The sequence below is a fragment of the uncultured Roseibium sp. genome, from assembly GCF_947496995.1.
In the GTDB taxonomy this organism is placed as follows: domain Bacteria; phylum Pseudomonadota; class Alphaproteobacteria; order Rhizobiales; family Stappiaceae; genus Roseibium.
Window position 1 is genome coordinate 124040 of the sequence record NZ_CANMFD010000006.1, and the last position, 12763, is coordinate 136802.

At 61.3% G+C, this 12763-nt stretch carries 10 protein-coding genes; 3 read left to right on the forward strand and 7 right to left on the reverse strand.

Going from position 1 to position 12763, the window contains the following annotated elements; translation table 11 throughout:
• Nucleotides 1-182: 182 nt before the first annotated feature.
• Genes Q1B40_RS21730 through Q1B40_RS21745 form a run of 4 tightly spaced genes read right to left on the reverse strand, consistent with a single transcriptional unit; the run spans nucleotide 183 to nucleotide 3101 of the window.
• Nucleotides 183-554, reverse strand: coding sequence for a helix-turn-helix transcriptional regulator (locus Q1B40_RS21730; protein ID WP_299819500.1), 372 nt, complete (start codon nucleotides 552-554; stop codon nucleotides 183-185).
• Between the two features lie 4 nt (nucleotides 555-558).
• Nucleotides 559-1131, reverse strand: coding sequence for a Smr/MutS family protein (locus Q1B40_RS21735; protein ID WP_299819503.1), 573 nt, complete (start codon nucleotides 1129-1131; stop codon nucleotides 559-561).
• Between the two features lie 3 nt (nucleotides 1132-1134).
• The gene (locus Q1B40_RS21740; RefSeq protein WP_299819506.1) at nucleotides 1135-2376 is read right to left on the reverse strand and encodes an MltA domain-containing protein; all 1242 of its coding nucleotides are present in this window, start codon (nucleotides 2374-2376) and stop codon (nucleotides 1135-1137) included.
• 2 nt (nucleotides 2377-2378) lie between these two features.
• Nucleotides 2379-3101 (reverse strand): Tim44/TimA family putative adaptor protein, encoded by a 723-nt coding sequence (locus tag Q1B40_RS21745; RefSeq protein ID WP_299819508.1) that lies wholly within the window; start codon nucleotides 3099-3101, stop codon nucleotides 2379-2381.
• Between the two features lie 235 nt (nucleotides 3102-3336).
• On the opposite strand from Q1B40_RS21745, the gene Q1B40_RS21750 reads away from it, so the two are divergent.
• From Q1B40_RS21750 to polA, 3 genes are all read left to right on the forward strand, one after another.
• Entirely contained in the window at nucleotides 3337-3861 is a 525-nt protein-coding gene (locus tag Q1B40_RS21750; protein ID WP_299819511.1) for an FxsA family protein, read from the forward strand.
• A gap of 140 nt (nucleotides 3862-4001) precedes the next feature.
• A complete protein-coding gene (locus Q1B40_RS21755; protein ID WP_299819514.1) occupies nucleotides 4002-5033 on the forward strand; it encodes an acyltransferase family protein in 1032 nt (343 codons plus the stop codon).
• A gap of 56 nt (nucleotides 5034-5089) precedes the next feature.
• Nucleotides 5090-8086 (forward strand): DNA polymerase I, encoded by a 2997-nt coding sequence (gene polA, locus Q1B40_RS21760; RefSeq protein WP_299819517.1) that lies wholly within the window; start codon nucleotides 5090-5092, stop codon nucleotides 8084-8086.
• Nucleotides 8087-8104: 18 nt separating this feature from the next.
• Here the strand turns inward: polA and Q1B40_RS21765 are convergent, their stop codons facing one another.
• The 3 genes from Q1B40_RS21765 to Q1B40_RS21775 form a co-directional block, all read right to left on the reverse strand.
• Nucleotides 8105-9244, reverse strand: coding sequence for a PepSY domain-containing protein (locus Q1B40_RS21765; RefSeq protein ID WP_299819520.1), 1140 nt, complete (start codon nucleotides 9242-9244; stop codon nucleotides 8105-8107).
• Nucleotides 9245-9583: 339 nt separating this feature from the next.
• On the reverse strand, nucleotides 9584-11521 hold the full coding sequence (locus Q1B40_RS21770; protein ID WP_299819524.1) for a methyl-accepting chemotaxis protein: 1938 nt from the start codon (nucleotides 11519-11521) through the stop codon (nucleotides 9584-9586).
• A 274-nt stretch (nucleotides 11522-11795) separates the two neighbouring features.
• Nucleotides 11796-12704, reverse strand: a complete 909-nt coding sequence (locus tag Q1B40_RS21775; protein ID WP_299819527.1) for a LysR family transcriptional regulator — start codon at nucleotides 12702-12704, stop codon at nucleotides 11796-11798.
• Nucleotides 12705-12763 lie beyond the last annotated feature (59 nt).

Sequence of the window (12763 nt, forward strand, 5' to 3'; positions counted from 1 at the left end):
GACGCAAGTCAGTTGCCGTTTATATAGATGCGGCAGGATAAGGACACGTAAATCTGTTTCAGGTGGTACGGTCCCCTGCGCCATCGGTCCGTATGTGGATACGCCGGGCACGCGGTGCAGGGTCAAGCCCCGCAATGACCGGGAAAAAAAGGTGCAGGCGCAGAAACTGCGGGCTGATACTGTCAGATATCGTCTTTCGCCGCCGCGACCCGCAGCTGATGCAGGAGCGCCGCGAGCGAGTCATCCGACAGTCCGCCGATTTTCTGCGCAAGCTGGTTGGCCAGCTCGGTGGCTCTGGGGTTCATTCCCGCCGTGTCGATGGTGACGCGAGGGTCGGACAATTCGGCAAGCCGCTGAATTTCTTCCGCCTCGTCCCAGATGACGTTGAAATAGGTGATGATCCGCTGCACCAGGAACCAGGTGGGCTTGCCGCGCTTGCCGTGTTCGAGCGCGGACAGATAGGCGCTGGAGACGGAGAGCGCCGCGGCCATTTCCTTCAGCGAAACCCCTCGTTTCGTCCTGAGTTCCCGGATTTTCGCGCCAAGCGGTGTCACGGCCCTACCTTTTTCTTCGAACGCGGACGTAAAGTGCGCCGGCTCCGCCATGGCTGGCATGCGCTTCCTCGTATCCGATTACGACGGAACGCAGGTCCGGCAAGGAAAGCCACTGCGGGACCATTCTGCGCAAAATTCCCCGTTCGTCCATATAGGCACGGTCCGGACCTCCCCCTTTTCCGGTGATCACCAGAACAACCTTATGCTGGCGGGCCTGGGCCTGGTACAAAAATCCGCGCAGCCGCTCATGAGCCTGGTGCTGGGTGAGACCGTGCAGGTCGATCCGGGAATCGATGGCCTGAACGCCCCGGACGATTTTCCTGCGGAAGCGATGTTCCAGCTGGTGCAGCGGCTGCGGAGGCGCCGGTTGCTTTTCCGCAGGCGGCGGCTTGATCGCGGTGGCGGTTTTCGAGGCCTTGCGGCTTCCGGTAGGTGCCGCCTCCTCCAGGGATTTTGCCAGTTCTTTTTCAAGTTCGGAGGCGCGCTCGGGGTGCATCGGTGTCAATGTGCGGGTTACCTTGCCCCACAGGTCCCGGTCCTCCGGTGAAAGCGTTCCCCTTTTCCCGCGCTTCGACATCCTTCAGTCCGTCGCCGCCGTGCTGCCGGTCAATCTTGAAGTCAGTCTTGAATTGGGCACCAGCAACGTGAATTTCGCCTTGTGACGGATGGCACCGGCACTTTGTCCCGCGGTATCGCCCGAACCGGTAAAGATGTCGCCGCGCGCCCTTCCCCTGATCGCTGAGCCTGTGTCGTCGGCCACCAGGAGACGCGCGAATTCCTTGTCTGTCTCGTCCGGATCTTCAAACCCTGAAGCAACGAACACCAGTGCGCCGTAGGGAAAGTGTTCGGGATCGATCGCCAGGCTGCGACCGGCCACCAGCGGCAGACCTGCGGCGCCGACCGGTCCTTGATCCGGCCCGGTTTCCGTCACCTCCCGGAAGAAGATGTAGGAGCGGTTTTCCCGCAACAGGTCATCGCGCCGGTCCGGATGTTTCGCCAGCCAGCCGCGCAAACCGGCCATGGTGAAATCTTCCGGCGTACCTTCGCCGCGCGTCACCAGCAGGCGTCCGATGCCGGTATAGGGATGACCGGTCTTTCCGGCGTAGCCGACGCGCATCACCGAACCGTCAGTCATGCGCAGGCGGGCGGATCCCTGCACGTGAATGAAATACGCATCGACCGGATCCGCCAGCCAGACAAGCTCCAGCCTCTCGTCATCGAGCGCCCCGTCCATGATCGCCCCCCGGTCCGGCAGCTCGCTCACTGTTTTTCCCCTGCGGCGGCCGTGGCTCAGATGCGCCGGCCAGTTTTCCGGCCGGATTTCTTCGGTGACCGGCTCTAGCCCGGCGGGTTTCTTGTGCAGCGGAACGGAAAACGTTTCGGTCCTGTGACGGGATGCGGCGACTTCCGGCTCGTAATATCCGGTAACGAAGCCTTGCTCGGCATTACGGAACGGGGTGAAACGGCTTTCGAAAAACTGCCGCGCCGCAGCGTCGGACCCGTCGTTGGCGGTCCGTGCGTCCGAACACAGCCGGGTCAGTTCGTCCGGCTGCAGCCGAAGGAAGTGCGGACCTTCAGGGAGGGTGACGGACGGATCGCAGAACCGCAGGAAGCTGGCCAGGGCCGCCGAATGATCGTCCTGTTGCCAACCGGGGAGGCGGGCGAAGGAGGTTTCCTGGAAGTGTTCCGGCAACTGCGGGCCTGGCTGCATGGCTGTGGCCGCTCCTGAAAACGAAAGCGGCGCGGTCAGGACCGCGCCAGTCAAAAAAACGGCGAGCAGGGGAGCCAGCGGTGGCCGCATGGTCCGTCCCCTGCGCGTCATGTTTACTCTGCGGATTCGGTCGCGACGAGTTTCCAGTTCGGATCGCGGGTCGCTGTGTCCCGCGCGAATGTCCAGATATCGACCACTTCGGTCACCTTGGAAGGATCGCCGTCCACCACTTCGCCCGCCTTGTCGCGTGTCGCGGAGATCAGCTGGCTGTGAATTTTCACGGTGACCTGGGCCGTCGAGCCCTTCAGGGCCGCTTCGACGATTTCGGCCTTGTCGATACCGACAAAGGTGGATTCGATGGTTTCACCGCGTTTCTCGCGGTCGTCTATCGCGGACACGAAGCCTTCGTAGACATCTCGCGAGAGCAGGTTCTTGAGGGCTTTCTTGTCGCCATCGGCAAAGGCCATGACGATCATTTCATACGCGGCGCGCGCACCCTGAAGAAACGGTTCGGGTTCGAAACTGCGGTCGACAGAAAGAATCTGCTTCAGCGCGCTGTTGAGCGCCGTTCCGGCGGGGGCCATCTTGTCGATGACCACGTCTCCGCCCGGGCCCTCCGCTTCCAGAGCTTCCGACTGCTCGGATGTCTGGTTCGGCAGCGGGATCACGTTATCCTGGCCGTTCGGCTTGCCTTTGGGCTGTTCCGGCTTCGAATAGGGATCGAAGGGCGGGCGTTCATTGCCCGTACGCTTGCCCAGGACCGAGCGCAGTTTGAACAGAATGAAAACCGCTAGTCCCATGAGGAGGAGCGTTACTGGGTCAAAAATCTCATTCATTTTTTGTTCCGGCTACCCTTCTAAGGCCTAGAAGCCGCCCCTTGTTTGGTCAGGTGAGCGCCGCCCAACGCTCAATGTCTACTGTGTTCATAATTTAGGGGCCGTTGAACCAGCATCCAGACCCAAGAGCAAGACTGAATCTTGTAAAGACCGTCTTTCCTGGAACGCCTGCTCGCATTTTTGTGACCGAATGTCTACCTTAAGGACTAACAGACTATCAGACGATGGAGGTCCCGTGGGACTTTATATCATTGCCGGCATACTTCTTCTGCCGTTGATCGAAATTGCAGTCTTCATCTGGGTGGGCGGCATGATCGGCGTTTTCCCGACAATCCTGCTGACGGTAATCACCGCTCTGGCCGGCACGCTCATGCTGCGCCAGCAGGGCCTGTCTCTGCTCATGCGCATGCAGAAGGAGCTCGACGCCGGTCGCGCGCCCGGAAGCGAGGTGATGCAGGGTGCAATGATCGTCGTGGCGAGCATATTGCTGCTGATCCCGGGCTTCGTAACCGATGCCATCGGCCTTCTGCTGTTCATCCCGCCGGTTCGAGAGGCCCTTGTCCGCTTCATTCTTTCGCGGTCCAACGTCGTCATTGTCCAGGGCGGAACGGCGGCGCGCAGGCCCGGCGACGGTGTCGTCGACCTGGACGCGGAGGACTGGTCGGAAAAGAACGGCGGCGGGTCCGGAGGCGCCGCAGGAACCGGCCAGCCGAGAATCAGCCCGTGGAACAACGACGACCCCGGCAAGCCCGGAGCCTGAAGATTCCGGCCCTTGCGGTCACCAAATCGTGACCGGCCCTGTATGCGTAATTTTAACCGGTGCGGTTTAAATCCTGCGCAAGCGGCATGCATCCGACCTGAATTGCAAGGCATGCCCGGGCTGAAACAGGGCAGCGGAAGATGGGCACAAGTCGCGTTGACTGGGTCGATACGGCCAAGGGCATCTGCATCATCTTCGTCGTGATGATGCATTCGGTGCTCGGCGTGGAGGCAGCCGCCGGCAAGACCGGCTGGATGCACGCAGTCGTCGCCTTCGCCGCTCCGTTCCGCATGCCGGATTTCTTCCTGATTTCGGGCCTCTTTCTCGCCAATGTCATCACGAGAGACTGGAAGCTCTATCTCGATCGCAAGGTCGTTCATTTCGCTTACTTTTACGTGCTCTGGATGACCATCCAGTTCGCGGTCAAGGCGCCGGTCTTTGTCGGCGACATGGGCGTCGCCGGCACTCTGGAATTCTATCTCACCAGTTTCATCCAGCCTTTCGGCACCTTGTGGTTCATCTACATGCTGCCGGTCTTCTTCGTCGTCTCGAAACTTGCCCATGACTGGCGCGTGCCCTGGCAGGTGATGCTCGCCGCGGGCGCGCTGCTGCAGATGGCTCCCATTCACACCGACTGGCTTCTCATCGACGAATTCGCCTCGCGTTTTGTCTTCTTCTACGCCGGGTATATCTTCGCTCCGCAGATCTTCGCTCTTGCCGCCTGGGCGCGCGAGCGAATCGGGATCAGCCTTGGCTATCTGCTGATCTGGGGCATCGTGAACGGCGGTCTGGTTGCTCTGGGCTGGTCGGCCAAGCCCGGCGTTGCGCTGGCCCTCGGCGCGGCAGGGGCCGGTGCCATCATCCTTACCAGCGCACTGCTGGTGAAGGCGGCCAGGCTCGATATCCTGCGCCATTGCGGCGAAAATTCCATCGTCATCTATCTGGCGTTCTTCTTCCCGATGGGGGTCACCAGGGTGATTCTCCTCAAACTCGGCCTTCTGGATATCGGCACCGTCTCACTGATCGTCACGGCGGTTGCCACCGTCAGCCCGATGGTTCTCTTCTGGCTGATCCGCCGGACGAACAAGGGCTGGTTCCTGTTCCGGCGGCCCCAATGGGCCTATCTGAACGGGACTTTCGGCAGGAAAGCCCAAGCCCAGGCGGCGGAGTGAAGGAGCCGGTGCGGAAATTTTCTCTTTAGGACTTTTCTCATGCCCCGGGTGCGGGCATGATCCGCGCCATGTCGAGCCAAGATTCCTCCCCCGCCCTCACCGCTGACGACCATCTCATTCTGGTCGACGGTTCCACCTTCATTTTCCGCGCCTACCACGCGCTGCCGCCGCTGACCCGCAAGCCGGACGGCCTGCCGGTCGGTGCCGTCTCCGGTTTCTGCAACATGCTGTGGAAGCTGCTGCAGGAGGGGCCTTCACCGGAAAAGGGCGACGAGCCGACGCATTTCGCGGTGATATTCGATCACTCGGCAAAAACCTTCCGCAATGAAATCTACCCGGAATACAAGGCGCACCGTCCGGACCCGCCGGAGGATCTGGTGCCGCAATTCGGGCTGATCCGAGAGGCGACGCGGGCCTTTTCCGTGCATTGCGTCGAGCAGGAGGGCTTCGAGGCCGACGACCTGATTGCGACCTACGCCCGCCAGGCTGCCGAAATGGGTGCGCGCGTGACCATCGTTTCCGGCGACAAGGACCTGATGCAGCTCATCGGCCCGCATGTCGGCATGATCGACACGATGAAGAACAAGACCTTCGGCGAGGCGGAGGTTTTCGAAAAATTCGGTGTCGGTCCGGACAAAGTGGTCGAGGTCCAGTCCCTGGCCGGCGACAGCGTCGACAACGTTCCCGGCGTTCCTGGCATCGGTCTCAAGACTGCGGCGCTGTTGATCAACGAGTTCGGCGATCTGGAAACCCTTCTGGCGGAAGCGGGAACCATCAAGCAGAACAAGCGCCGGGAAAACCTCATCGAATTCGCCGACCAGGCCCGCGTCTCGCGGCAGCTCGTCACGCTGAAGCAGGACGTGCCGGTGGAAGTGCCGGTGACCGATCTTTCCGTGACCGCGCTGGATGGACCGAAGGCCGTCGGATTTCTGAAAGCAATGGGCTTCACCACGCTCACAAGGCGTGTCGCGGAGACCGCCGGAGCGGAGGCGGAGACCGTTGAAGCGGCGGAATTCGAGGTGCCCGGCTGGGATGTTCCGGACCACAAGGGCCGCATTCTGGAGCGCAGCGCCTCAAGTGCTGCCACATCGGCGGAAGGCCCCGGCGGAACCGGTGCGGACAAGGCCGGAGCCGGACCCGACGGCATGATGGTGCCGCAGACACTCGTTGAAGCCCGCGCCCATGGCATCAGGGCGATCCCGGTCGACTCCGGCACCTATGAGACTGTCACCAGTCTCGACCGGCTGAGGGAATGGTGCGCGGCTGCCTATGAGAAGGGTTATGTGGCCTTCGACACGGAAACCACATCCCTCGACGCCATGCAGGCGGAGCTCGTCGGCCTGTCGCTGGCGACCGAACCGGGCAAGGCCTGTTACGTGCCGCTCGCTCATGTGGACGGCGAGGGCGATCTTCTCGGCGGCGGCGGCCTGCTTCCCGGTCAGATCCCGTTGAAAGAAGCGCTGGAGGTTCTCAAGCCGATGCTGGAGGACCGCGCGGTTCTCAAGATCGCACAGAACCTGAAATACGACTGGCTGGTGATGACACGCTACGGCATCGACATCGCCCCTTACGACGACACGATGCTGTTGTCCTATACGGTCGATGCGGGCAAGGGCGGCAACGGCATGGACGAGCTGTCCGAGCGGTGGCTCGGCCACAAGCCGATCCCCTTCAAGGAGGTCTGCGGCTCCGGCAAGTCGATGATCACCTTCGACAAGGTTCCCATCGACAAGGCCTCCGCCTATGCGGCGGAAGACGCCGACGTGACCCTGCGCCTGTGGCTGATTCTCAAGCCGCGTCTTGCCGCCGATCACATGGCAACCGTTTATGAAACGCTTGAACGGCCCATGGTGCCGGTGCTGGCGCGCATGGAAAAGCGCGGCATTTCCGTCGACCGTCAGATGCTGTCACGGCTTTCCGGCAATTTTGCGCAAGGGATGGCGGCGCTGGAGGCCGAGATCCATGAGCTTGCCGGCCAGAGCTTCAATATCGGTTCGCCCAAGCAGCTCGGCGATATTCTTTTCGGCAAGATGAACCTGCCGGGTGGCAAGAAGACCAAGACAGGCGCCTGGTCGACATCCGTTCAGGTGCTGGACGATCTGGCCGCCGAAGGTCACGAGCTGCCGTCGAAGATCGTCGCTTGGCGCCAGCTCTCCAAGCTGAAATCAACCTATTCGGACGCCCTGCCTGGTTATATCAACCCGGAATCGAGCCGGGTGCACACGTCCTACGCGCTGGCCGCGACCACGACAGGCCGCCTGTCGTCCTCCGAGCCGAACCTGCAGAACATTCCCGTCAGGACGGAAGAGGGCCGCAAGATCCGCAAGGCGTTCATCGCCGAAAAGGGTCACAAGCTGGTTTCGGCCGATTACAGCCAGATCGAGCTCAGGGTGCTGGCGCATATGGCCGACATCCCGCAGCTGAAGAAGGCGTTCGACGACGGCCTCGACATTCACGCCATGACGGCCAGCGAAATGTTCGGCACGCCGATCGAGGGCATGGACCCGATGGTCCGCCGCCGGGCCAAGGCTATCAATTTCGGCATCATCTACGGCATTTCCGCCTTCGGCCTTGCGAACCAGCTCGGCATCAGCCGCGGCGAGGCAGGCGACTACATCAAGACCTATTTCGAACGCTTCCCGGGCATCAAGGAATACATGGAGACGATCAAGAAACAGGTTCATGCGGACGGTTTCGTCACCACGATCTTCGGCCGCAAAGCCCATTACCCGGAGGTCAACACCAACAACCCCAATCATCGCGCCTTTTACGAGCGCGCCGCCATCAACGCGCCGATCCAGGGCTCTGCCGCCGACATCCTCCGCCGCGCCATGGTGCGCATGGAAGAGAGGCTGGACGGCTCGAAGCTGGACGCGCAGATGCTGCTGCAGGTGCATGACGAACTGATCTTCGAAGTGCCCGACGATCAGGTGGATGCCGCCATCCCGGTGATCCGGGAGGTCATGGAAAACGCCTGCGAACCGGTGCTCAAACTCTCCATCCCGCTTCAGGTCGACGCCCGCGCCGCCCACAACTGGGACGAGGCGCATTAGGCCTCTGGAGGGCCTGGATCAGGTGTTCAGGGAACGCCGCCGGAAAATCGGCTGGATCAGACGGCGGTAAGCCAGCGCGAATCCCGTGTAGAACAGGAAGACGGAGGCCAGCGAAGCCAGACCCGCGAGGGTCTGGCCGAGAAGTCCGTAAACCTCGCCCGTGTGCAGAAAGCGCAGAAACACCCGGGCGCGCAGTCCGGGTGACTGGTCGTCCACACCGCTGACCCCAAGCACGTCGCCTGTCACGCGGGAGACCGTATAGGTCTTCTGGCGCGACAATTGTGCGCCATTGCCCGTATCGACCGTGACGACGACACGCGCCGCCTGGTCCTGGGGAAGCTTGAGGGAAACGGTTCGCCAGGCGGGTTCAGCCTGTTTGAGCGTTTCCACGATGTCCTGAAAACTCACCGGATCGCCGTCAGCCCGTTGTTGGCCCTGAGGACTGTCCTGGGCACTCCGGCCTGCTTCGAGAGGCGTTACGGGCCCGAACGCGGCGGCCACCAGACCGCTTGCCCAGGGATAGGAAATCACAACGCCGGAAACCACGATTGCGAACAGCGGCACAAGGGACCAGATCCCGAACACGTGGTGCCAGTTGTAATCGCGGGCCTTGGCGGTCGGCAGGTTGCCACGAAAAAGCAAGTTGAGCCTGACCACTCTCCAGGTCCATTTCTTCGGCCACCACAGATAAAGCCCCGAGATCAGGATGAAGAGAAAGCCGAGATTGGCGGCGCCGGTGATGGCCCGGCCGGTTTGCCGGCTTTCGCCGGAGAGAGCCAGCCACCGGTGCAGGTCGGTGACCGTGCCGAAAAAGGCATTTGTCGTCTCCGCCGCATCTTCCATGCGGACCCCGGAATACGGATCGAGCAGGCTGGTCTCCCGCCGGCTGATGGAGAGTTCGACCGGTGCGCCGGCGGAATTCGAAAAGACCAGTGAATTGCCGGGTTGCCCGCCGTTTTCGAGAACCACCCGTGCCATCTCGTCCACGGTGAGCGGCTGGACGCCTGACGCCTGTTCCACCGCGCGCTGTTCCATATGGGCGATGATCTGCCGTTCGTAGGTCAAGAGTACGCCGGTTGCCGACATCAACAGGATCACGAGGCCGAAAGTGATCCCGACGACGAGATGCGCCCAGAAAACAATGCGTTTGAATGACATGGCGGTACGGTTGTCCTGTTCCGAATGAAGGCGAGAGGGCCGATTTTCGCTCTAGCTTCAGCCATTCCCGCTGTCAAAGCCTTGAGGCCGCATTGCCGGTGTGAATTTGTAACCGACTGTCGCAGGTCGCGAAGACCGGAAATGCCCGATAGCGCCGAAGTGTCTGATTGCAGGCATAATCTTGTTGTTGGCCGTCAGGTTTGCAGGCGGCTGTATCGGGCCGAATACATTTTCCAGGCCCCGGCCGCCTCGAACAGGCGCGCGCGGTTCTGAAAGAAGACGGCCCCGACTTCACGCTGGAGGCCGGGGCCGGATGTGTCGTTCCGCTCACATTGAGCGCTAGGCTGCTGCGACCGCGGCCAGGAAGCGTTCGATTTCGGTCCGCATTTCCTCGGTGATGTGAACGGCTTCGCCGGTCTTTGCCTTAACGGTTCCCGAAGAGGAGCTCGTTTCGGAGACCGCGTGGTCCAGCTCGCTGATATTGCCGACCATGGTCTTGGTCTGCTGTGCGGCGCCTTGGATGTTACGGCTGATTTCGGACGTTACGGCCGTCTGTTCCGTCACCGCGCTGGCGATTGCAGAGGTGTATTCGTTGACCTCGTTCATCGTTTCCGAAATCCCCTTCATCGCACCGACGGCAGCTTCCGTCGAAGCCTGGATACCGCCGATCTGGCTTGAGATCTCTTCGGTCGCCTGTGAGGTCTGCGTCGCCAGTTCCTTGACCTCGGCGGCAACAACCGCGAAGCCCTTGCCGGCTTCACCGGCACGGGCCGCTTCGATGGTCGCGTTGAGCGCCAGAAGATTGGTCTGTTCGGCAATCGCCTGAATGAGGGTGACCACTTCACCGATCTTGGCCGCAGCGGTCGCCAGGCCGGAAATCGTGTCGTTGGTCTCCTGGACACCGGTGGTTGCCTGATCGATGACACCCGTGGTGCGCTCGACCTGCTGTGCGATTTCCTTGGTGGACGATTCGAGTTCCTCGGTGGCAGCGGCGACCGATTCCACGTTGGAGGCCGCTTCTTCCGACGCGTGCGTGGCGCCTTCCGCCTGGCTCGCACTTGAGGTCGCGGCGCTTTCCAGAAGCGCGGCGGTGTCCTGCAGCTCGCCGTTTACCTGGGTGACGGCCGCCAGCATTTCCGCCGATTTGGTACGGAAACCGGCAATGAGGGTGTCGACCGTGTTCTGGCGCTGTTTCTGGTTTTCGTCCTCGCGGGATTTCGTGCTTTCGAGCTCCACCTGCGACCGCCGGTTGGCGCAGCACACGTCCACGGCCCGGGCGATATTGCCGACTTCATCGGTCCGCTCCATGCCCTGGATGTCCTGGTTGGCATTGCCGTCCGCCAGCTCCGAAATCTGGTTGGTGACCACCTGCAGCGGGGCAAACACATTGCGGTTTGCATAAAAGATGCCGGCTGCCGCGATGGCCAGCAGGGCAATTGCCGCGCCGGCGCCGAGGATCCGTCCGAAGTTGCGGATGGCCGTGTAGGGGGTCTGGTCGATGGCGAGAATACCGGATGCGGCGTCCTGGCCGGAGAAATCCGCGAGGGTAATGGCGTCGAGATGATAGCGGCCACTGGCATCCGTCGTTGAACCTGCAGCAATATCCGCCAGGGCGGTTTCCGGGTCCAGTCCGTCGGGGAGCTGCGACCCGATGACCTTTGCGCCATCGGGAGTGTCGATCACGACAGCCAGCGGCACGCCGGTTTCCGCCGAGAATTGTTCAACGAATTTCTCATGGAAACTCAGGCCGAATTCCACCGAACCGACATGAGAGCCGTCGTGAACGATCGGAGCGATCCCTCGGTTTCCAAGTCCCGCGACCCCTTTTTCCAGTCCGAATATGGGCGCGCCCTTGGTGTTGGTCGCTACAACCGTGTGCCGGAAACCGGAAAGATCGTCGCCGAATTTTTCAGGCTTGTGAACCCGCAGAAAGCTTTCCGCCGGTGGCAGGTGAAACTGGAACTGGCGAATGTCGTAGGTTTTTTTCAGGGCGCCAAAGGCCGGGACGAATTCGGCGGCGAGACCATCCCGGTCCCCGGCGGCGAGTTTTTCCTGGACACCCTTCTGACCCGCGACAACCGCTGCCATCAGCAGGGCCTGCCTGCTGTCCGCCTGGATGCGCGATTGGAGAGCCCGTTCGGCAGAGGTCACTTCACGGGCCAGCGCCATGTCGGTGAGCTTGGCCGTCAGAAATTCGCTGAGTGAAAATGCCGACCCGGCGCCAAGCAGGGCCAGAACAACAAACAGCACCGTTAATTTTGCCCTGATGGTCTTCATGATCTCTCCAATCTTTTGTTGTGAAGATGGAAAGAGGAATTGAATGAATCCTTAATAATACTGATGCTTGTGCGAGCAATGCCAGCAACTGCATGTTTTTTTGAGGGAATTTAATTCAAACATACGAATGAATAGATGTGTGTCAGGCGAACGAGGGGGAGCCGGCGCTCTGCATGCCTGTTTTGACTTCGCGTAATTCAGTCGGTGATTCGCGTTTCAACGCATCCGTGGGCCGGATGGACAGTGCTGCCGATGATCGGCCGCCGCGAGCAGATTACACCACCCGCAGGTCCGGTTGCATTTTGCCGGCGAGTGCCGAGCGGGGGGCAATCGCGTTTTCCAGCAGGTCGTTGAGATGAATCTCGAGATAATCGACGATGGGCGATTGTGTTTTCGACTGGGTATAGATCGCCAGTTCCGTCGACGGCAGGCTCGGGAAGCCGTTGTGCTCCTTGAGGATCTTGAACCCGTCGAGAACGGCACCCGAAGGCAGGCAGCTGACGCCGGCTCCCGACAGCACGGCCACCTGGGCCGCAGCGACGCTTGTCGTCGTGATGCGCTCGTACCATTGCTTGCCGGCCCGGGCGAGGGCGGTGAACACCAGCTCCCGGAACGGGCAGGGCTCGGGGAACAGGATCAGCGGCAGCGGGTCTGTCAGCGAGCAGGATTCGCCCACCACCCAGTGCAGGGGCTCCTCGACCACGCCACCGGGCTTGGCCCTGGAGGGCGAGACCAGCGCGATTGCCAGATTTATCTCGTTGTTGGACAGCATTTCGTGCAGTGTCGCGCTGTCGGCCACCGTCATTTCCAGCTTCACGTTCGGATGGATCTTCACGAAATTGCAGAATATCGATTGCAGCTGACCGGTCGCGTACCACTCCGGCAGTCCGACATGAACGGTTCCTGTCAGTTCGGGCGCCGACAGGCGCAGACGCGCCTCGTCGTGGGATTTGAGAATGTCGGTTGCGTGCTGATAGAGTATCCGTCCGGCCGCCGTCAGGTTCATGGTACGCGCGTTGCGTTCGATCAGCGGTTTGCCGACCCGTTCCTCCAGACGCCTGAGCTGGGTGCTGACACAGGGTTGCGTCCGGTTCAGCTTCGAGCCGGCATGCGTAACGTTGCCGGCTTCGGCGACAGCGACAAAAGCTTCCAGCAACTCGATGTTAAATCGGCCGATCGTCATGGTTCAGTGTCTCCGTTTCAACGAAAAACCGCGGTTTGGCTGAACTCTGCAACCCGAGT

Bases quoted from the DNA above. Each gene is read 5' to 3' on its own strand.
- Q1B40_RS21735 (WP_299819503.1), bottom strand. From the start codon at position 1,131: ATGTCGAAGCGCGGGAAAAGGGGAACGCTTTCACCGGAGGACCGGGAC.
- Q1B40_RS21740 (WP_299819506.1), bottom strand. From the start codon at position 2,376: ATGACGCGCAGGGGACGGACCATGCGGCCACCGCTGGCTCCCCTGCTC.
- Q1B40_RS21745 (WP_299819508.1), bottom strand. From the start codon at position 3,101: ATGAATGAGATTTTTGACCCAGTAACGCTCCTCCTCATGGGACTAGCG.
- Q1B40_RS21755 (WP_299819514.1), top strand. From the start codon at position 4,002: ATGGGCACAAGTCGCGTTGACTGGGTCGATACGGCCAAGGGCATCTGC.
- polA (WP_299819517.1), top strand. From the start codon at position 5,090: ATGATCCGCGCCATGTCGAGCCAAGATTCCTCCCCCGCCCTCACCGCT.
- Q1B40_RS21765 (WP_299819520.1), bottom strand. From the start codon at position 9,244: ATGTCATTCAAACGCATTGTTTTCTGGGCGCATCTCGTCGTCGGGATC.
- Q1B40_RS21770 (WP_299819524.1), bottom strand. From the start codon at position 11,521: ATGAAGACCATCAGGGCAAAATTAACGGTGCTGTTTGTTGTTCTGGCC.
- Q1B40_RS21775 (WP_299819527.1), bottom strand. From the start codon at position 12,704: ATGACGATCGGCCGATTTAACATCGAGTTGCTGGAAGCTTTTGTCGCT.